The sequence below is a fragment of the Streptomyces sp. NBC_01306 genome (assembly GCF_026340465.1).
Classification (GTDB): domain Bacteria; phylum Actinomycetota; class Actinomycetes; order Streptomycetales; family Streptomycetaceae; genus Streptomyces.
The window spans coordinates 6,930,879-6,950,172 of sequence record NZ_JAPEPC010000001.1; the positions used below are offsets into that span (position 1 = coordinate 6,930,879).

General features: G+C 72.4%; 18 protein-coding genes. 10 read left to right on the forward strand and 8 right to left on the reverse strand.

Annotated elements, in window-relative coordinates; all coding sequences use genetic code 11:
- Window positions 1-61: 61 nt before the first annotated feature.
- The 3 genes from OG385_RS30690 to OG385_RS30700 are packed head-to-tail and all read right to left on the reverse strand — an operon-like array spanning window position 62 to window position 2,946.
- Window positions 62-1,138, reverse strand: coding sequence for an N-acetylglucosamine kinase (locus OG385_RS30690; protein WP_266859664.1), 1,077 nt, complete (start codon window positions 1,136-1,138; stop codon window positions 62-64).
- Entirely contained in the window at window positions 1,135-1,812 is a 678-nt protein-coding gene (locus OG385_RS30695; protein WP_266859666.1) for a uracil-DNA glycosylase, read from the reverse strand. Before OG385_RS30695 ends, OG385_RS30690 begins: the two co-directional genes overlap by 4 nt.
- A 48-nt stretch (window positions 1,813-1,860) precedes the next feature.
- On the reverse strand, window positions 1,861-2,946 hold the full coding sequence (locus tag OG385_RS30700) for a sialidase family protein (RefSeq protein ID WP_266859668.1): 1,086 nt from the start codon (window positions 2,944-2,946) through the stop codon (window positions 1,861-1,863).
- Window positions 2,947-3,222: 276 nt separating this feature from the next.
- On the opposite strand from OG385_RS30700, the gene argG reads away from it, so the two are divergent.
- Entirely contained in the window at window positions 3,223-4,674 is a 1,452-nt protein-coding gene (argG, locus tag OG385_RS30705; RefSeq protein ID WP_266859670.1) for an argininosuccinate synthase, read from the forward strand.
- 100 nt (window positions 4,675-4,774) lie between these two features.
- On the opposite strand, the gene OG385_RS30710 is transcribed toward argG, so the two are convergent.
- Both OG385_RS30710 and OG385_RS30715 read right to left on the reverse strand, forming a co-directional pair.
- Window positions 4,775-5,884 (reverse strand): sensor histidine kinase KdpD, encoded by a 1,110-nt coding sequence (locus OG385_RS30710; protein WP_266859671.1) that lies wholly within the window; start codon window positions 5,882-5,884, stop codon window positions 4,775-4,777.
- The gene (locus OG385_RS30715; RefSeq protein ID WP_266859672.1) at window positions 5,881-6,735 is read right to left on the reverse strand and encodes a response regulator transcription factor; all 855 of its coding nucleotides are present in this window, start codon (window positions 6,733-6,735) and stop codon (window positions 5,881-5,883) included. The genes OG385_RS30710 and OG385_RS30715 overlap by 4 nt, the downstream gene beginning before the upstream one ends.
- Window positions 6,736-6,903: 168 nt before the next feature.
- On the opposite strand from OG385_RS30715, the gene OG385_RS30720 reads away from it, so the two are divergent.
- The 5 genes from OG385_RS30720 to OG385_RS30740 all read left to right on the forward strand — a co-directional run bounded on the left by OG385_RS30720 (window position 6,904) and on the right by OG385_RS30740 (window position 12,725).
- On the forward strand, window positions 6,904-7,581 hold the full coding sequence (locus OG385_RS30720; protein ID WP_266861269.1) for a glycosyltransferase family 2 protein: 678 nt from the start codon (window positions 6,904-6,906) through the stop codon (window positions 7,579-7,581).
- Window positions 7,578-8,258: a DUF2064 domain-containing protein gene (locus OG385_RS30725; RefSeq protein ID WP_266859673.1), complete on the forward strand. Its 681-nt coding sequence runs from the start codon at window positions 7,578-7,580 to the stop codon at window positions 8,256-8,258. Before OG385_RS30720 ends, OG385_RS30725 begins: the two co-directional genes overlap by 4 nt.
- Window positions 8,255-8,962 (forward strand): bifunctional 2-polyprenyl-6-hydroxyphenol methylase/3-demethylubiquinol 3-O-methyltransferase UbiG, encoded by a 708-nt coding sequence (locus OG385_RS30730; protein WP_266859675.1) that lies wholly within the window; start codon window positions 8,255-8,257, stop codon window positions 8,960-8,962. Before OG385_RS30725 ends, OG385_RS30730 begins: the two co-directional genes overlap by 4 nt.
- A 68-nt stretch (window positions 8,963-9,030) precedes the next feature.
- Complete coding sequence (locus OG385_RS30735; protein WP_266859677.1) at window positions 9,031-10,971, forward strand: ABC transporter ATP-binding protein; 1,941 nt, start codon at window positions 9,031-9,033, stop codon at window positions 10,969-10,971.
- Window positions 10,968-12,725, forward strand: a complete 1,758-nt coding sequence (locus tag OG385_RS30740) for an ABC transporter ATP-binding protein (RefSeq protein WP_266859679.1) — start codon at window positions 10,968-10,970, stop codon at window positions 12,723-12,725. Before OG385_RS30735 ends, OG385_RS30740 begins: the two co-directional genes overlap by 4 nt.
- A gap of 93 nt (window positions 12,726-12,818) precedes the next feature.
- Here the strand turns inward: OG385_RS30740 and OG385_RS30745 are convergent, their stop codons facing one another.
- From OG385_RS30745 to OG385_RS30755, 3 genes are all read right to left on the reverse strand, one after another.
- On the reverse strand, window positions 12,819-13,499 hold the full coding sequence (locus OG385_RS30745; protein ID WP_266859681.1) for a GntR family transcriptional regulator: 681 nt from the start codon (window positions 13,497-13,499) through the stop codon (window positions 12,819-12,821).
- Between the two features lie 67 nt (window positions 13,500-13,566).
- Complete coding sequence (locus OG385_RS30750; RefSeq protein WP_266859683.1) at window positions 13,567-13,890, reverse strand: L-rhamnose mutarotase; 324 nt, start codon at window positions 13,888-13,890, stop codon at window positions 13,567-13,569.
- Window positions 13,890-14,753, reverse strand: a complete 864-nt coding sequence (locus tag OG385_RS30755) for a fumarylacetoacetate hydrolase family protein (protein ID WP_266859685.1) — start codon at window positions 14,751-14,753, stop codon at window positions 13,890-13,892. The genes OG385_RS30750 and OG385_RS30755 overlap by 1 nt, the downstream gene beginning before the upstream one ends.
- 241 nt (window positions 14,754-14,994) lie before the next feature.
- Between OG385_RS30755 and OG385_RS30760 the strand changes: the two genes are divergently transcribed.
- Genes OG385_RS30760 through OG385_RS30775 form a run of 4 tightly spaced genes read left to right on the forward strand, consistent with a single transcriptional unit; the run spans window position 14,995 to window position 19,287 of the window.
- Window positions 14,995-16,428: a sugar porter family MFS transporter gene (locus tag OG385_RS30760; protein ID WP_266859687.1), complete on the forward strand. Its 1,434-nt coding sequence runs from the start codon at window positions 14,995-14,997 to the stop codon at window positions 16,426-16,428.
- 47 nt (window positions 16,429-16,475) lie between these two features.
- Entirely contained in the window at window positions 16,476-17,231 is a 756-nt protein-coding gene (locus OG385_RS30765) for a (Fe-S)-binding protein (protein ID WP_266859689.1), read from the forward strand.
- Window positions 17,228-18,646, forward strand: a complete 1,419-nt coding sequence (locus OG385_RS30770) for a LutB/LldF family L-lactate oxidation iron-sulfur protein (protein ID WP_266859691.1) — start codon at window positions 17,228-17,230, stop codon at window positions 18,644-18,646. Before OG385_RS30765 ends, OG385_RS30770 begins: the two co-directional genes overlap by 4 nt.
- Window positions 18,643-19,287: an LUD domain-containing protein gene (locus OG385_RS30775; protein ID WP_266859693.1), complete on the forward strand. Its 645-nt coding sequence runs from the start codon at window positions 18,643-18,645 to the stop codon at window positions 19,285-19,287. Before OG385_RS30770 ends, OG385_RS30775 begins: the two co-directional genes overlap by 4 nt.
- Window positions 19,288-19,294: the final 7 nt, after the last annotated feature.

Below are 19,294 nucleotides of genomic sequence, written 5' to 3' on the forward strand. Positions count from 1 at the left end.
CATGCTACTGGCTTTGCAGGCCCGGCTGTTCGGGGAGGGTGCGTTCGCGCGGCGTCTGTCCTCATTTATCCGTTGCGTCTCGGCCCTGTCGCGTATCCTGTTCCGCCACGACACGCAAGAGCTGTGGATGCGGTGGCAGCCGGAGGCTCCCCGTGGCGAGCGCGGAGGCGATCAGTACCGCTCCCACCAGCGGATCCCCGGCCGCCGGTACAGGTCTGGCGTAGGGCAGCAGGGCGGCGAACTCCTCGTGGGCAGGAGTGAGCAGAGGGTCCCCCATCTTGAACAGACCACCCGTGAGGGCTACTTCACAGCCCGAGCGTGACCCCGACGGCTCCGGCGGGCAGACGGCGGCGGCGGCTTCGGCGATCTGCCGGGCCGCGTCCCGCAGAATCGCGGCCGCCACGGGGTCGCTCCCGGCGCACCGGGCCACCTCCGGGGCGAACGAGGCGAGCACCGCTGGCCGGTCCGAACGCGGGTACAGGACGCCCGGCAGACCGGCCGCCGGTCCGAAGACCGCCTCCAGCCGCTCCAGGAGCGCGGTCGAACCACCTCGCCGTCCGTCGTGCGCGCGCATCCCGGCCTCCAGACCGGCCCGGCCGATCCAGGCCCCGCCGCCGCAGTCGCCCAGCAGATGCCCCCAGCCGTCCGCCCTGCGCCACCGGGTGAGGTCGGTGCCCAGCGCGATCATCCCGGTACCCGCGGCGACGACAGCTCCGGGCCGCTGGCCCAGGGCTCCCGCGTAGGCTGTCACCGCGTCCGCGGCGAGCGCCAGCCGCCGTACACCGAGGGATCGCTCCAGCGCCGCGGGCAGCTCCGCGCGCAGATCGTCCCCGAGCGTCGCCATCCCGGCGGCGCCGATCGCCACCGCCGACACCCTGGCACCGCCCGCGCGCCCGAGCAGTTCCCCCGCCATGGGCAGCAACTGCTCCAGCAGATGCGCCGCTTCGATACCCCGGGGCCCGGTGCGTACCGGAATCCGGGACACCACGGAGTCGAAGGCCGAGGGCTGCCCGGAGCCGGTGGATCCGGAAGCTGTGGTCTCCGAGGTGGTGGATTCGGCGAGCGCCGGATCGGGCGCTGCGGCGAGTGCGACCCGGAGCCCGGAGCCGCCGGAGTCCACCCCCAGCACCCAGGTCACGGCAGTCGCCAGTCCACGGGCTGGGCACCCTGGCGCACCAGCAGGTCGTTGGTACGGCTGAAGGGGCGCGAACCGAAGAAGCCGCGATCCGCCGACATGGGGGAGGGGTGGGACGACTCGACCGCGGGAAGGTTCCCCAGCAGGGGCCGGAGGTTTCGGGCGTCGCGGCCCCACAACACCGAGACCAGCGGCTTTCCCCGCGCGGCCAGGGCGCGGATGGCCTGCTCGGTCACTTCCTCCCAGCCCTTGCCGCGGTGTGCCGCCGGTTTGCGCGGCGCCGTGGTCAGCGCCCTGTTGAGCAGCAGGACCCCCTGCTCGGCCCAGGGCGTCAGATCACCGTTGGAGGGGCGGGGCAGGCCCAGGTCCGCGTGCATCTCGCGGAAGATGTTGTCGAGACTGCCGGGCACCGGACGCACATCGGGCGCCACCGAGAAGCTCAGCCCGACGGCGTGCCCCGGCGTCGGATACGGATCCTGGCCGACGATCAGCACGCGTACCTCGTCGAACGGCTGCTGGAACGCGCGCAGCACGTTCGCCCCGGACGGCAGATAGGTGCGTCCCGCGGCGATCTCGGCGCGCAGGAACTCGCCCATCGCCGTGATCCGTTCGGCTGCGGGAGCGAGCGCCTGCGCCCACCCCGCTTCGACAATTTCATTCAACGGTCGTGCTGCCACGGGGCGTCACTCTACTGGCAGACCGCACCGCCGCCGCCCCGGGTGCGGTCAGGCGATCACCGCCGCCCGTACACAGAGCACATCGGGCAGATGCGAGGCGAGCTGGTGCCAGTTGTCGCCGTCGTCCGCGCTCGCGTACACCTCGCCGTTGCGGTTGCCGAAGTACACCCCTGCCGGGTCTGCGTCGTCCGTACGGAGCGCGTCGCGCAGCACGGTGCCGTAGTGCGCGCCGCCGGGCAGCCCGGCCGAGAGCGCCTCCCAGCTCGCTCCGGCGTCACTGGTGCGGTAGACACGGCACTTGCGGTCCGCCGGGACGCGGTCCGAGTCGGCCGTGATGGGGAAGACATAGGCAGTGCCGGGGCGGTGCGGGTGGGCGGCGACCGCGAAGCCGAAGGTGGAGGGCAGCCCCGCGCCGATGTCGGCCCAGGTGGAGCCCGCGTCGTCGCTGCGGTACACCCCCCAGTGATTCTGCAGATACAGCCGGTCCGGGTCCCCGGCATCCTGGGCGATCTTGTGGACGCACTGCCCGAACTCCGGCTCGGGATCAGGCAGGAAGACCGCCGACACGCCCCTGTTGGACGGCTCCCAGGCCGAGCCGCCGTCCCGGGTGCGGAACACCCCGGCCGTGGAGACCGCGACCATCACGGCGTCGGCGCTGCGGCCGTCGGTGACCACCGTGTGCACCGCCTCGCCGCCTCCGCCCGGCACCCACTTCGCCCGGGTCGGGTGCTCCCAGAGCGGCCGCACCAGCTCGAATGTCTCCCCCCGGTCCTCGGAGCGGAAGAGCGCGGCGGGCTCGGTGCCCGCGTACACCACGTCCGGAGCGGCCGGCCCGGCCGGATGGAGCTGCCACACCCGCTCCAGCGACGCGCCCGTGTCCTTGGGGAACTTCACCGCGGGCTTCTTCGCCTCGGTCCAGCTCGTCCCGAGATCGTCGGAGTGGAACACCGACGGACCCCAGTGCGCGCTGTCCCCGCCGACCAGCACTCTCGGCCGGGAGTGACGCGTGTCGATGGCGATCGAGTACACCGCCTGTGCGTTGAAGTGCGGGCCGTCGAACTGCCAGACCCCGCCGGATCTGCGACCGATGAAGAGACCCTTGCGCGTGCCCACCGTCAGTAGTACCTCGGTCATGACGACACCTCTCGTACGTTCCGGTACGCCGTTTATGCCGACTGCACCGACTACGTTGTGCAGTGGATACCGTCAGTCTGCCGCGCCCCACTGACAGTGACCCTCCGAGCGCTCATAAGCCCAGGCCACGCCGCGTTTCCCGGGGCGGCGGGCCCCGCCCCGCCGCCCCGGCACCGCGACCGCCGGACCCGCCCCGCCGGTCTCACCGTGCCGGCCGGAAGCGGGGCTCAGTACACCCGCTTTGCATGATCATGCGTTATGCCGCATACTCTTTCCATGTCTAAGGTTCTTACCTCCCTGCCCACCGGCGAGCGCGTCGGCATCGCCTTCTCCGGTGGCCTCGACACCTCCGTCGCGGTCGCGTGGATGCGCGACAAGGGTGCCGTCCCGTGCACCTACACCGCCGACATCGGCCAGTACGACGAGCCCGACATCGCGTCGGTACCGGGCCGGGCGCTGGCCTACGGCGCCGAGATCGCGCGCCTGGTCGACTGCCGTGCGGCGCTGGTCGAGGAGGGCCTGGCCGCGCTCACCTGCGGTGCGTTCCACATCCGGTCCGGCGGGCGCTCGTACTTCAACACGACGCCGCTCGGCCGCGCCGTCACCGGCACCCTGCTGGTCCGGGCGATGCTTGAGGACGACGTACAGATCTGGGGCGACGGCTCCACCTTCAAGGGCAACGACATCGAGCGGTTCTACCGTTACGGTCTGCTCGCCAACCCGCACCTGCGCATCTACAAGCCGTGGCTCGACGCGGACTTCGTCACCGAGCTCGGCGGCCGCAAGGAGATGTCGGAGTGGCTGGTCGCGCATGACCTCCCGTACCGCGACAGCACCGAGAAGGCCTACTCCACCGACGCCAACATCTGGGGCGCCACCCACGAGGCCAAGACCCTGGAGCACCTCGACACCGGCGTCGAGACCGTGGACCCGATCATGGGCGTCAGGTTCTGGGACTCCGAGGTCCGGATCGCCGCCGAGGACGTGACGATCGGCTTCGACCAGGGCCGCCCGGTGACGATCAACGGCACGAAGTTCGCCACCCCGGTCGACCTGGTGATGGAGGCCAACGCCATCGGCGGCCGCCACGGCATGGGCATGTCCGACCAGATCGAGAACCGGGTGATCGAGGCCAAGAGCCGCGGTATCTACGAGGCCCCGGGCATGGCGCTGCTGCACGCCGTGTACGAGCGGCTGGTCAACGCGATCCACAACGAGGACACCGTCGCGCAGTACCACAACGAGGGCCGGCGCCTCGGCCGCCTCATGTACGAGGGCCGCTGGCTCGACCCGCAGGCGCTGATGATCCGCGAGTCGCTGCAGCGCTGGGTGGGCGCTGCGGTCACCGGAGAGGTGACGCTGCGGCTGCGGCGCGGTGAGGACTACTCGGTCATGAACACCTCGGGCCCGGCGTTCAGTTACCACCCGGACAAGCTGTCCATGGAGCGGACCGAGGACTCGGCGTTCGGCCCGGTGGACCGGATCGGCCAGCTCACCATGCGCAACCTCGACATCGCCGACTCGCGCGCCAAGCTGGAGCAGTACGCGGATCTCGGCATCGTCGGCAACACGCACGAGACGCTCATCGGTGCCGCCCAGGCCGCATCGACGGGGCTGATCGGCGCGATGCCGCAGGGCGGCGCCGAGGTCATCGCCTCCCGCGGCAAGGTCAAGGGCGACGACGACCAGATGCTCGACCGCGCCGCGATGGAGTTCGGCACCGACTGACCGCCGGTCCGGCAGTCAGGACACCACCCGGGAAGCGACAACAGTTTCCGGGTGGTGTCCTGCCGTCTGCCGGTCGTCCCTGGTCCAAGCGGCCCGGCTATCAGCGAGCCGCGGGCAGGGTGACCTCGAAGCGGCAGCCGCCGGTCACGTTGCGCACCGCGGCCTGACCGGCGTGCGCCTCCACGATGCCGCGCACGATGGCCAGGCCGAGACCGGCGCCCGCCGGGGGCGTGCGGGCCTCGGTGCCCCGCCAGCCGGTGTCGAAGACCCGCGCCAGATCGTCCTCCGGGATGCCGCCACAGCCGTCGGTCACCGAGAGGACGACGGAGCCGGCCCGCTGCTCGGCCGCGATCGCCACCGTGCCGTCGGCCGGAGTCCGGTGGATGGCGTTGACCAGCAGATTGGCCAGGACCCTGGTCATCTCCTTGCCGTCCACATCGACGGGCAGCGGCTCCACCCCGCCCCCCTCCAGCCGGACGCCGTGCTCGCGGGCCAGCGGGTCCGCCCCGGCCAGCGCGTCGCCCACCAGGTCGTACACGGACATCCGGATCGGCGTCAGCGTGAGCGCCCCCGCATGGATGCGGGACAGTTCGAAGAGGTCGCCGACCATGGTGTTCATCCGGTCCACCTCGGTGCGGATCTGCCGGAAGTAGCGCTCCGGGTCGGCGGCCATCCCGTCCTCCAGCGCCTCCGACATCGCCCGCAGCCCGGCGAGCGGAGTCCGCAGATCGTGCGAGATCCAGGCGACCAGCTCACGCCGCGAGGTCTCAAGTGCCTGCTCACGGCGGCGTGACGCCGCCAGCTTCTCGCTCGTCGCGGCGAGCTCCCTTCCCAGGTCGGCCAGTTCGGCGGTGGGCGCCCCACCCGGTACGGCGAAGTCGCCCCCGTCGCCGAAGGACCGCGTGGCCAGCGTCAGTGCCCTGCTGCCCGCGACGACCCAGCGGCCGAGCAGCAGCGCGGTCGCCAGCGAGACCACGGCGGCCATCGCCACCACCAGCGTCACCACCTTGAGGTCGTGCGGCGACAGGAACATCGCTCTGGCCACCGCCAGCGTCCCCGCGAGCATCGCGGTCACCGCGACGGCCGAGATGACCGTGAGCGACAGGGCGACCGAGCGGTGGCGCAGCCGCCACAGGGCGCCGGCCCCGATCAGCCCGGCCGCACCGGCGCCGAGGAACGCGTACAGGGCGATCAGCAGCAGATCCTTCATCGCGCGCCCGCCTCTCCCGACCCGGACCGGGCCTCGCCCGCACCGGCATCAGCGCCTGTGCCGGCATCCGAGGCCGCACCGGCATCCGAGCCCCCGCCCGCACCGGATTCCAGGCCCCCACCCGGCTCCGCGCTCCCGGGGCCCGTACCGTCCTCGAACCGGTACCCGACCCCCCACACGGTCCGGATCAGCCTCGGTGCGGCGGGATCGTCCTCGATCTTGCCGCGGAGCCGGCGCACATGGACCGTGACCGTCGACAGATCGCCGAACTCCCAGCCCCACACCTCGTGCATCAGCTGCTCCCGGCCGCAGGCCTGCCCCGGATGTCCGATCAGATAGGCCAGCAGATCGAACTCCCGCAGCGTCAGGGCGAGTTCGCGTCCGTCCTTGGTGGCGCGCCGGGCCGCGGGATCCACCGTGACCCCCGCGGCGTGCAGCAGCGGCCCCGGCCGGTCGCCGCCCGAACGGCTGCGCCGCAGCACCGAGTCGACGCGGAGCACCAGTTCACGCGGGCTGAACGGCTTGGTGACGTAGTCGTCCGCGCCTATTTCGAGCCCGAGGATCCGGTCGTCCTCGTCGCCGCGCGCGGTCAGCATGATCACCGGGACCGGGCCGCGGTCCCGCAGCACCCGGCACACCTCCAGACCGTCCATGCCCGGCAGCATCAGATCGAGCACCACCAGATCGGGCCGGGAACGCGCCGCGCACTCCAGGGCGGCCGGGCCGTCGGCCGCGCGGTCCACGGAGTACCCGGCCCGGTCGAGGTAGCCGGCGACGACTTCGGAGACGGTCGGGTCGTCGTCGACGACCAGCACGCGGGGCGGGGCGATGGCGGGGTGCGGGTTCTGCATGACCCCAGCGTGTCACCGAGGCGCGGCGAACGGACGGTCGACCGGGTGGTTGCGCGCGGACGTCCGCGTTTCGTAAGGAGCGGAAGAGCCATCGCGCTCCGTTTGCTTCGTACGGTGAGGGACGTGACCGACCTGACGCCTCTGAGGCCCCCGAACCCCGTGCCCCCCATGGCGGTGGACGTCGTCCTCCCCTGCCTCGACGAAGCCGGGGCGCTGCCCCGGGTGCTGGAGCGCATCCCGTCCGGCTGGCGGGCACTCGTGGTCGACAACGGCTCGACCGACGGTTCGGCCGCCATCGCCGCCGGCCTCGGGGCCACCGTCGTCCACGAACCCCGCCGCGGCTTCGGCGCCGCCTGCCACGCGGGCCTGCGCGCCGCGACCGCTGAGCTGGTGTGCTTCTGCGACTGCGACGGCTCGCTGGATCCCGGGCTGCTGACCGGCCTCGTCCGCCGGGTCACTGACGGCGAGTCCGACCTCGTGCTGGGCCGCCGCCGTCCCACCGGGCGCGGCGCCTGGCCGCTGCACGCCCGCGCGGGCAACTACGCGCTCTCCCGGATGCTGCACACCCGCACCGGGCTGCGCCTGCGCGACCTCGGCCCGATGCGCGCCGCCCGCCGTACGGCGCTGCTCGGCCTCGGACTGACCGACCGGCGCAGCGGCTACCCGCTGGAGATGGTCGTACGAGCGGCCGACGCGGGGTGGCGGATCACCGAGCAGGACGTGCCCTACCGGCCGCGCACCGGGAAGTCCAAGGTCACGGGCACCTGGCGGGGCACCTGGCAGGCGGTGGGCGACATGCGTTCCGTACTGAACCGCCCCGCGCCCGCCGTGACGGCGGTGCGATGACCACGCTGCTCGTCATCGCCAAGGAGCCGCTGCCGGGCCGGGTCAAGACCCGGCTCACGCCGCCCTACACCCCGCAGCAGGCGGCGCAGATCGCCGAGGCCGCGCTCAGCGACACGCTCACAGCGGTCCTGGACTGCCCCGCCCGCCGCCGGATCCTGGTGCTCGAAGGCGCGCCGGGTAAGTGGCTGCCGCCCGGTATCGAGGTCGTACCGCAGAGCGGCGGCGGACTCGACGAACGGCTCGCCGCGGCGTTCGCCCTCTGTACGGGCCCCGCACTGCTCGTCGGCATGGACACCCCGCAACTCACCCCCGCACTGCTGGCCCCCGTGCTCGGACCCGGCGGCTGGAGCGGCTGCGACGCCTGGTTCGGTCCGGCCGCCGACGGCGGGTTCTGGGCACTCGGATTCGCGGAACCCCGCCCCGAACTGATCCGCGGCGTTCCCATGTCGACCCCGGGGACCGGCGCGGCCCAGCGGGCCAGGCTGACCGATGCCGGGCTCGCCGTCCGTGATCTGCCCGAGCTGCGCGACGTCGACACCGCCGACGACGTACGGACGGTGGCCGCGGCCATTCCGCACAGCGGTTTCGCGGCAGCCTTCGCGGGCATCGCTGCCGCGGCACCCGCTCCCGTCCCTGCCGCCGCCCCGTCCGCGCACCGCACCGGAGCCCGGACGTGAGCGCGCCCGTGCGGGCCCGCTGCTGGCAGTCCGATCCGTACACCGACGCCCTGCGCACCGGACGCGGCCCGCTGTTCCTCCGCCGCGCCGACGGCTGGCTCCTTCCGCTCGACGTGGAACGCTGGTGCGCGGGCGCCGACCGTGCCGACATGTCCGTGCTCGCCCGGTGCGAGGGGACCGTCCTGGACATCGGCTGCGGCCCCGGCCGGCTGGTCGCCGCACTGGCCGGTCTCGGCCACCGGGCCCTCGGCGTCGACGTCAGCCCCGCGGCCGTCGCCCGCACCGCACGCGCCGGAGCGCCCGCGCTGTGCCGCTCCGTGTTCGACCGGCTGCCGGGGGAGGGGCGCTGGGGTACGGCGCTCCTCATCGACGGCAACATCGGCATCGGCGGCGACCCGCGCACCCTGCTCGGCAGGGCCGCACAACTCATCGCCCCTCAGGGGCTGTTGCTGGCCGAGGCCGCCCCGGTCGATGTCGACGAGTGCGTACGCGTCCGCGTCGACGACGGCAGAGGCGGCGCCGGTGCCGACTTCCCCTGGGCCCGGGTCGGCGTACGCGCGCTCCTGGGCCACGCACGCGCGGCCGGCTGGAGCGCGGCCGGGCAGTGGCAGGAGGAGGGCCGCCCCTTCGTCGCGCTCCGCCGCTCCGGTGCCGTCGTGCACCAGGCGCACCCGGCTGCGGAGGCGTCCGGCCACGGATTCTGAGCACCGGCCGCACCGCACGGGATCGCCCGGCCCCGGAGCGCAGGTACAGGGAAAGTAAAGTCCTGCCCATGGTGGTCATACCGGCGGACCCGGGCACCCCCGACAGCCGGAGCGCCCGGCGCTACCTGTGGTGGCTGGTGGTCGTGCAGCGCCGCAGAATCGTCGCGGGCGCCCTGCTGGGCAGTGCGTGGATGATCGGTCTCACGCTGCCGCCCTATCTGCTGTCCCGGGCGATCGACGGAGGACTCAGGGCCGGAAGCCCGGGGACGCTGCTCCGCTGGACCGCCGCGCTGCTGGCCGTCGGAGTGCTGAACGCCTGGCTCGGCATCATGCGCCACCGCACCATGACCAAGGTCAGGATGGACGCGGCCTTCCGCACGGTGCAGGCCGTCGTACGGCACTCCACCCGGCTGGGCGCCGCACTGCCCCTCCGGGTGACGGCCGGTGAGGTCGCCACGATCGGCGGCAGCGATGTGGCACGCATCAGCGAGACCCTCACGGTCACCGGGCCCGGGGTCGGAGCCGTGGTGGCGTACTTCGTGGTGGCCGGTCTGCTGTTCTCCGTGTCACCGCTCCTCATGGCCGTCCTGCTGCTCGGCGTACCGCTGCTCGCCGTCGTGATCGGGCCGCTCCTCGGGCGTCTGCAGGGGGCCGAGTCCGCCTACCGGCAGAGCCAGGGCGAACTCACCGCCCTGCTCACCGATCTCGTGGGCGGACTGCGGGTCCTCGGCGGCCTCGGCGGCAAGGGGCTGTACGCCGACCGCTACCGCGCCGGTTCGCAGCGCCTCCGCGCGGAGGGGTACCGGGTGGGCGCCGTGACCAGCTGGATCCAGGCGCTCGCGGTGGGGCTGCCCGCGCTCTTCCTCGCAGCCGTCACCTGGCTCGCGGCCCGGATGGCGGCCGAGGGGACGATCACAGTGGGCCAACTGGTGGCGGTGTACGGCTATGTGGCGGTTCTCGTGGCGCCGGTGACCTTCCTCATCGAGGGCGGTTACGGCATCAGCCGGGGTCTGGTCGCGGCCCGCCGGGTGGTGCGGTTCCTCACGCTGGAACCGCACGCGGGACCGGCCGAGCACCATTGCCCCGCGGCGGCCCCGGAGCAGCCGTCCGTACTGCGTGATCCCACGTCCGGTACCGAGGCGGCGCCCGGGCTGCTGACGGCACTGGTCAGCGCCCGGCCCGCGGAGACGGCCGCGGTGGTCGACCGGCTCGGCCGGTTCACCGCTTCGGACGTCACCTGGGGCCCCGTGCGGCTCGACGCGGTTTCCGCGGCGCAGGTGAGGGCGCGGATCCTGGTCGCGGACAATGAGGCGTACCTGTTCGCGGGAACGCTGCGCGAGGCCCTCGTGGGCCGGCAGGACCGGGACGACGACGCCATCGCCGGTGCGCTCCACACCGCGGTGGCCGAGGACGTCGTCGCGGGTCTCCCCGACGGGCTCGGCTCGGCGGTCGACGCCATGGGCCGCAATCTCTCCGGCGGCCAGCGGCAGCGGATCCGGCTCGCCGGGGCCCTGCTGGCCGACCCCGAAGTACTGCTGGCGGTCGATCCCACGTCGGCGGTCGACGCGCACACCGAGGCGGCCGTCGCGGCCCGGGTGAAGGAGGCCCGCACCGGCCGCACGACCCTGGTCACCACCACCTCACCGCTGTTCCTGGAGCGGGCCGACACCGTGTACTACCTGGTGGACGGCGTGGCCGCCGCTGCCGGCAGCCACGTCGAGCTGATGCGCGACCAGCCCGGCTACCGGGCGCTGGTCGCGCGCAGCACCGGTGAGGAGACGGCGGCCGGGGACGGCACCGCGGCCGGTGACCTGCCGGGCAGCCGGGCCGCACCGGACAGCGGTGCGGCGGGTCGCGCCGCTGCCGGCGGAGCCGGGGCGGGCGGCCCCGGGGTGGAGAGCACCGCGGCGGACGGTACGGCAGCGGACCGGGCCGGGGTGGAGAGCACCGCGGCCGGAGCCGATGGCGGGGCAGCCGGTACGCCCACGTCGAAGGAGGCCGTACGGTGAGCAACCCGCTGCCCGTGGCCGGGAAGCGCGAGGTCCGGCTGGCGGCCGGACGGCTCGTCCGGGCCGATGTCCGCGCCTTCACCGCCGTCATCGCTCTCAACGCCCTGGCCGCCGGGGCGGGACTGGCCGGACCGTGGCTCCTGGGCCGCATCATCGACCGCGTCAGTGCCGGCGGAGGCGTCGGCACCGTCGACCGGCTCGCTCCGGCCATCCTGCTCTTCGCGGTGGCCGAACTGCTGCTCACCCGATTCGCCCGGTACCTCGCTCACCGCTTCGGCGAGCGCACATCGGCCCGGGTCCGCGAGCAGTTCACCGACCGGGCGCTCGCCCTGCCCGCCGCAGTCGTGGAGGGCGCGGGCACCGGCGATCTCAGCGTCCGGGGGACCTCCGATGTCGCCACCGTCGGCTCGACCCTGCGGGACGCGGCCCCGGACGTCCTCATCGCCGTCGTCCAGGTGCTGTTCATCCTCGGCGCGGTCTTCGCGGTGAACCCGCTGCTCGGCTGCTGCGCGGTGGCCGGCCTCTCAGGCATCCGGTGGGCGGCGCGCTGGTATCTGCGCCGGGCCCGCCCCGCCTATCTGGCCGAGGGCGCCGCGTACTCGCAGCTCACCGAAGTCCTCACATCGACGGCGTCCGGCGCCCGTACCGTCGAGGCGCTCGGCCTTGAACTGCGGCGCATCGCCACGTGCGACGAGGCGGTCGACGCCTGGCGCCGCACCCGGCTGCGGACGCTGCGGCTGCGCAGCGTGCTCTTCCCCGCCGTCGATGTCTCGTACGTACTGCCGGTGGCCGGTGTGCTGCTGCTCGGGGGCGTGCTGAACGACCGGGGCGTGGTGTCACTGGGGGCGGTGGTCGCGGCCGCCCTCTATCTCCGCCGGCTGTCCGCGCCACTCGACACCGTCCTCCAGTGGATGGAGCAACTGCAGAGCAGCGGGGCCGCCTTCGCCCGGGTGGAGGGGCTGGCGCAGGCCCCGGCGCCCGTCCCGCCCGCGGCGCCCGGCGTGCCCGCGGGCGACCGGATCGAGGTGACGGGTGTCCACTACGCCTACCCGGGCGGCGGTGATGTGCTGCACGGGGTCGATCTGACCGTACGGCCCGGTGAGCGGCTGGCCGTCGTCGGGCCCTCCGGGGCCGGGAAGTCCACCCTGGGCAGGCTGCTTGCGGGAATCGACGCCCCGCGGACGGGCGCCGTCACGGTGGGCGGAGTGCCGCTCGCGGACCAGTCGCCCGGACAGCTGCGCCGCCAGGTCGTCCTGGTCACCCAGGAACACCATGTCTTCCTCGGCACGGTGCGGGACAATCTGCTGATCGCCGCACCCGGCGCGACCGACACCGAACTGACCGGCGCCCTGAACGCGGTGGGCGCCGACTGGGTGGCCGCTCTGCCCGACGGACTCGCCACCGAACTGGGCGCGGGCGGCCGGCTGTTCGACGGCGCCCAGGCGCAGCAACTGGCCCTGGCCCGCGTCGTGCTGACGGATCCGCACACCCTGATCCTCGACGAGGCGACCGCCCTGCTCGATCCGGCGACAGCACGCCATACCGAGCGCGCTCTGGCCGCGGTCCTCGAAGGCCGCACCGTGATCGCCATCGCGCACCGTCTGCACACCGCGCACGACGCCGATCGGGTCGCCGTCATGGCGGACGGCAGGCTCGCCGAACTCGGCACCCACGACGAACTCGTCGCGGCAGGCGGAGCGTATGCCGCGCTCTGGAACACCTGGCACGGTGCCCGGCCGGCCCCGTGGCCTTAGCGACTGCCCGGCGCGGGCGGCAACTCCGCCGTACCCGGAGGCTGTTGCCGCCACCCGCGTGCCCCTGCGCCGAAGTCTGCCGGCGTCCTGAGGTCAGCGCTGCTGCTGGCGGCTGCGCTGGCGTTCGATGCTGTGTCGCAGATGGTCCGTCATCGCCTCCGCCGCGCGCTCGGGGCTGCGGCGCAGCACGGCGCGCAGGATGCGGTCGTGCTCGGCGAGGGTCGGCTCCGCGGCGCCCTGGATGCTGCTGAGGCGGAAGATGTGCAGGTGCGAGTGGAGCCGGCTCACCGCGTCAGCCAGCAGCGGGCGGCTGGCGGCGCGGGCGATCGAGTCGTGGAATCGCTGGTCGCCCGCTGCGAACTCCCGGTAGACGGCGTACCGTTCACCCGACCCGGGGCGGTCGCGCATCTCCTGCACCAGGCTCTCGATGCTGTCGAGCTGCTGGTCGTCCGCATGGACCGCGGCCAGCGCCGCCGCGGTCGGCTCCAGCAGCAGACGCATCTCGAACAGCTCCTCCAGGCCCTGCGGGGTGAGGAGTTCGGTGGCCCGGTACCCCGCGAGTGACCGCTTGGTGACCAGGCCGTCCGACTCCAGCCGTGCCAGCGCCTCGCGTACCGGCGTCGGAGAGACCTGGAGCGTACGGGCGAGCGCCTCGATGCCGACCCGGGCACCCGGCCTGATCTCGTGGTCCATGACCATCGCCTTGACAGCCTCGTAGACGCTGTCGCCCAGTACCTGGCGCTGCGGCGCCGGCGCCCCTTCGTCCGACAGCATCCGGCCTCCTCCAGCCCGTCGCACAGCGACTACCCCGGGCACCCGATTCTATAGGGATCGCGCGTACCTACTCCATGAGGAAGACCTGCTCCATGGGGGTCCACCAGTCGTCGGGTCCCGCCTCCGGCACCTTCTCCTGGCAGGGATCCGTCAGCTCCCACCAGGCGCGGGTCGCCTCGTCCCGGCCCATCGCCGCGAGATCCGCGGCCAGGTCGTCGCCGTGGTACTCGAAGTAGCTGAAGAGCCGGTCCCCGAGCAGATGGATCGAGTAGTTGGCGATATGGCTCGCCCGGAGCCGGGCGAGCACCGGCTCCGGGACCGCCAGGTGCAGCTCGCGGTAGTACGCCAGCTTCTCCGGACGTACTTTGATGACCTGCGCGATCCGCCGCATCAGCCTGTCACCGCCGCTCGTACCGTCTGGCGCTGCGCGCCGAGCCCGTCGATTTCGAGGTCGACCACATCGCCCGCCGACAGATACGGGAAGCGGCCGGAGAGCGCGACGCCCTCCGGGGTGCCGGTGTTGATGATGTCGCCGGGTTCGAGCACCAGGTAGTGGCTGAGGTGGCGTACCAGTTCATGCGCCCCGAAGATCATGTCCGCGGTGCTGGAGTCCTGGCGCGGCTCGCCGTTGACCCGGCTGCGGAGGTTCAGGGCCTGCGGGCCTCCGGGGAGGTCCCCGGCCGGGACGAGCCACGGCCCGAGCGGGTTGAAGGTCTCGCTCGACTTGCCCTTCGACCACTGGCCGCCCGACTCGTCGAGCTGGTAGGTCCGTTCCGATACGTCATGGGAGACCGCGTATCCCGCGATGCACTCCGCGGCCGCGTCCGCCGAGTCCAGGTAGCGGGCGGTGCGTCCGATGACGACGGCCAGTTCGACCTCCCAGTCCACGGTCTTCGCCCCGGGCGGGATCAGGACGTCGTCGTACGGACCGACCACGGTGTTGGGGTGCTTGAAGAAAATGATCGGTGCGGTGGGTGGCTCGCTGCCCGACTCCGCCGCGTGGGCCGCGTAGTTCTGGCCGATGCAGAGGACCGCGGCGGGCCGGGCGACCGGTGCGCCCACCCGGAGCCGGTCCGCTCCCGGGAGTTCGGTGAGCGTCCCGGCCCTGAGGGCTTCCCGTACCCGGTCGATCCCGCCGCCGGCGAGGAACCGCCCGTCGATGTCGTCGGTCAGCGGGCCGAGATCGTAGAGCACACCGGCTTCGCGAACGGCGGGGCGCTCGCTGCCCGGATCGCCCAGTCGCATGAGCTGCATGACAGCAGCCTCCTCATGTGTCGGACTCAGAGGTTCAGAGGTTCAGAGGTTCAACAGAGGTCGGATGTTAGCGAGATGAAAGCTATAGGAAAACCCGGGCGGGGAGAACCCCAGCGCTACAACGGCCCTTGCTGCCACAGAAAAGCGCGGTTCAAGGGTTGACGCCCGCCGGGGCTTCATGGCTAACCTCCGATGACCCTCACATTCCTATAGGATAAATCCGGCTGTTTCTGGAGGCGCCATGGCCGACTCCCCGCACTCCGTCCCCACCGCGCGCCAACCGTCCGGAGACACACCCGCTCCCGACCCCACGTCCGGTGGCGCGGCCGCCCCGCCGCTTCCCCGGTTCGTCAAGGCCGTCGCCGTGCTCGGCGGAATGGCGGGTCTGCTGTACGGCTATGACTCCGGCGCCATCGCCACCGCACTGCCCTTCGCCACCGACCGGTTCGGCCTCTCCTCCACCGAACAGGGCCTGGTCACCAGCCTGATCCTGCTCGGTGCGCTGCCGTCGATCGTCGTCGGATCGCTGGCCGCCAAGCGGTACGACCGCAGGCATCTGCTGATCGTCGCCGGGGTCGTCTTCGCCGTGGGATCGGTCGGCTGCGCGCTGTCGACCAGCGTCGCGATGCTGCTCGTCTCCCGCTTCGTCCTCGGCCTCGCCGTGGGCCTGGCCAATATGTTCGGCCTGATCTATCTGACCGAACTGGCGCCGAAGCGGGTACGCGGCCTGATCAGCGCGCTCTACCAACTCAGCGTCAACGTCGGCATTCTGATCGCCTACGGCGCCGGTGACGCCCTGCGCGGCGCGGGCGCCTGGCAGTGGATGCTCGGCCTCGGGGCGCTGCCCGCCCTGCTCTTCCTCATCGGCATGGTGCTCAGCCCGGCCAGCCCGCGCTGGCTGAGCCTGCGCGGCCGGGAGGCGGAAGCCCATGCCGTACTGATGCGGCTGCGGTCGTCGCGCGGCGAGGCGGACGCGGAAGCGGCCGAGATCCAGCAGAGCCTCGGGATGCAGGGGGCCGGTCTGCGCGAGCTGCTGCACCGCTACCGCCCCGCGCTGCGGATCGGACTGGTTCTGACCTTCTTCCAGGTGTTCACCGGGATCAACGCCGTCGTCTACTACGCGCCCACCGTCTTCGCGGGCGCCACCGGGCACTCCGCCGACACCGGCATCATCGCCAACTACAGCGTCGGCGGCGCCCTGGTGATCTCCACCGCGATCTCGCTGCCCCTGATCGACCGGCTCGGCCGCGTCAGGATGCTGGCCTGGAGCCTGGGCGGCCAGGTGCCGCCGTTGATCCTGCTGGCCCTGTTCCCGCACTCGTCCGCTCTGGACGTCGTCTGCGTCTTCGCCTTCACCTTCGCCTTCGGGTTCGGTCTCGGCCCGGTCTTCTGGCTCTACATCCCGGAGATCCTGCCGCTGCGCGCCCGCGCCCTGGGCATGGGGGTCGTCACGTTCACCCAGTACCTCTTCAACTTCCTCTTCTCCTTGACCTTTCCTGACATCCTCGGTGCGATCGGCTTCTGGGTCTTCGGCATCTACGCAGTGATCTCCGCACTGGGGCTCGCATTCGTCCTGACCGGGGTACCCGAGACGGCGAACCGCTCGTTGGAGGAGATCGAGGCGGAGTGGCGGCGCAAGGACGCGGCGCCGGCCTCCGCCCCGGCCGCCGCCTGACCACATCCGCCGCGGCCCCGAGCCGCGGACGACCCCGAGAAGGACACATGCGGGTAGGACTCTTCGTGACGTGTGTGAATGACGCGTTGTATCCACGGACCGGCATCGCCGTGGTGAAACTGCTTGAGCGGCTGGGGGTGGAGGTCGGCTTCCCCGCCGGACAGACCTGCTGCGGGCAGCCGCAGTTCAACACCGGCTACCGGCGCGAGACCGAACCTCTGGTCCGGCGCTTCGACCGGGAATTCGCTCCCTACGACTACGTCGTCACGCCGTCGGGTTCCTGCGCGGCCATGGTCCGCGACAACTATCCGCGGATCGGCCGCAAGGCGGCGGCGGAGCACCGCGGTCACGAGCTCGCCGACGCGGCCGCCCGCTCCGTGCCCAAGACGTACGAGCTGACGGAGTTCCTGGTGGATGTGCTCGGGGTCGTCGACGTGGGGGCGTACTTCCCGCATACGGTGACGTACCACCCCTCCTGCCACGGTCTGCGGATGCTGGGGCTCGGCGACCGGCCGCGCCGGCTCCTCGACGCGGTACGCGGCCTTGAGCTGCGGGAGCTGGCAGGGGCCGAGGAGTGCTGCGGTTTCGGCGGGACCTTCGCTGTGAAGAACGCGGATGTGTCGGCCGCCATGGGCGAGGACAAGGTACGCAACGCGGTGTCGACCGGCGCCGATGTGCTGTGCGGGGCCGACAATTCCTGTCTCATGCACATCGGCGGCATTCTGCGCCGCCAGGACGCGCCGCTGCGGGCGCTCCACCTGGCCGAGATCCTGGCGAGCACCGAAGAGGAGCCCCACGTATGAGCGGTACCTATCTCGGGATGCCGTCCTTCCCCGAGGCGGCCAGGGAAGCCGTGCACAACGAGACCCTGCGCGGGAACCTCCGGCACGCCACCCACACCATCCGCGACAAACGGGCCAAGGCGGTGGCCGAACTCGCCGACTGGGCGCAGCTGCGGGAGGCGGGCCGGCAGATCAAGGACCGGACGCTACGTCATCTGGACGAGTATCTGGTGCAGTTGGAGAAGTCGGTCACCGCCGCCGGCGGAACCGTCCACTGGGCGGCCGACGCCGACGAGGCCAACCGGATCGTCGCCGGACTGGTCAAGGCGACCGGTGAGCGCGAGGTCGTCAAGGTCAAGTCGATGGCGACGCAGGAGATCGGCCTCAACGAGGCCCTGGAGGCCGAGGGGATCACCGCGTACGAGACGGACCTCGCGGAACTGATCGTGCAGCTGGGCGAGGACCGCCCCAGCCACATCCTGGTCCCGGCGATCCACCGCAACCGGGGTGAGATCAGGGAGATCTTCGCCCGGACGATGAGTGAATGGGGGCGGCCGGCCCCCGAAGGTCTGACCGACAGCCCGGCCGAGCTGGCCGAGGCCGCCAGGCTGCACCTGAGGGAGAAGTTCCTCCGGGCCAAGGTAGGGATCTCGGGGGCCAACTTCATGGTCGCCGAGACCGGCACCCTCGTCGTGGTCGAGTCCGAGGGCAACGGCCGGATGTGCCTGACGCTGCCCGAGACGCTGATCTCGGTGGTGGGCATCGAGAAGACCGTGCCGACCTGGCAGGACCTGGAGGTCTTCCTCCAGACTCTGCCGCGCTCGTCGACGGCCGAGCGGATGAACCCGTACACCAGCACCTGGACCGGCACCACCGAAGCGGACGGGCCGCGCGACTTCCATCTGGTGCTCCTCGACAACGGCCGCACCGCCACCCTGGCCGACGAGGTCGGCCGCCAGGCGCTGCGCTGCATCCGCTGCTCCGCCTGTCTCAACGTCTGCCCGGTGTACGAAAGGGCCGGCGGCCACGCGTACGGCTCGGTCTACCCGGGCCCCATCGGCGCCATCCTCAGCCCGCAACTCCGGGGCACGGAGAGCGAGATCGATGCCTCGCTGCCGTACGCCTCCTCGCTCTGCGGCGCCTGCTACGACGTGTGCCCGGTCGCCATCGACATCCCCGAGGTCCTGGTCCACCTGCGCGAGCGGGTCGCCGGCCAGGGCGGCAAGGGCCACCGTCTTGAGAAGGCGGCGATCAAAGCGGCCGGCTGGGTGCTGAACCATCCGGCCGCACTCGCCGCCGGTGAGAAGGCGGCGTCGAAGACCCGCGGACTGCACCCCAGGCGGCTGCCGGGCGCGGCGGCCTGGACCGACAGCCGCGATCTGCCCGAGGTGCCGCCCGAACCGTTCCGTGACTGGTGGAAGAAGAACCGCACATGAGCTCCCGCGACCAGATCCTCGCCCGCGTACGCGCCGCGGTCGCCGACACGCCGGAGGCGCCCGAGGTCAGCCGCGACTACCTCACCACGCACACCGCCGAAGACCCGGCGGCCGTGCTGGACCTCCTCCACGAGAACCTCGCGGACTACCGCGCCCTCGTGCACCGGACCCGGCCCGAGGGGCTGCCCGCGCTGCTCGCCCGGCTGCTGGCCGAGCGTGGCGCGACGACCGTGCTGGCGCCTCCCGGGCTGCCCGCCGGGTGGCTGGCCGAGTCCACCGCCACCCGGACCGATGACACACCGGCATCGACCGCGCAGGAACTCGACGCCGTGGACAGCGTGGTCACCGGATGCGCGGTGGCCATCGCGGAGACCGGCACCATCGTCCTGGACGGCAGCGCAGGCCAGGGGCGCCGCCGGATCACCCTCGTCCCCGACCACCACATCTGCGTCGTACGGGCCCCGGAGCAGGTGGTCGCCTCGGTACCGCAGGCACTCCCACGTCTCGACCCGGCGCGCCCGCTCACCTGGATCTCGGGCCCTTCGGCGACCAGTGACATCGAACTCGACCGCGTCGAAGGCGTCCATGGCCCCCGCACCCTCGAAGTCGTCCTCGTCGAGGAGGGCACGAGCACCGAGTGAAGGACCG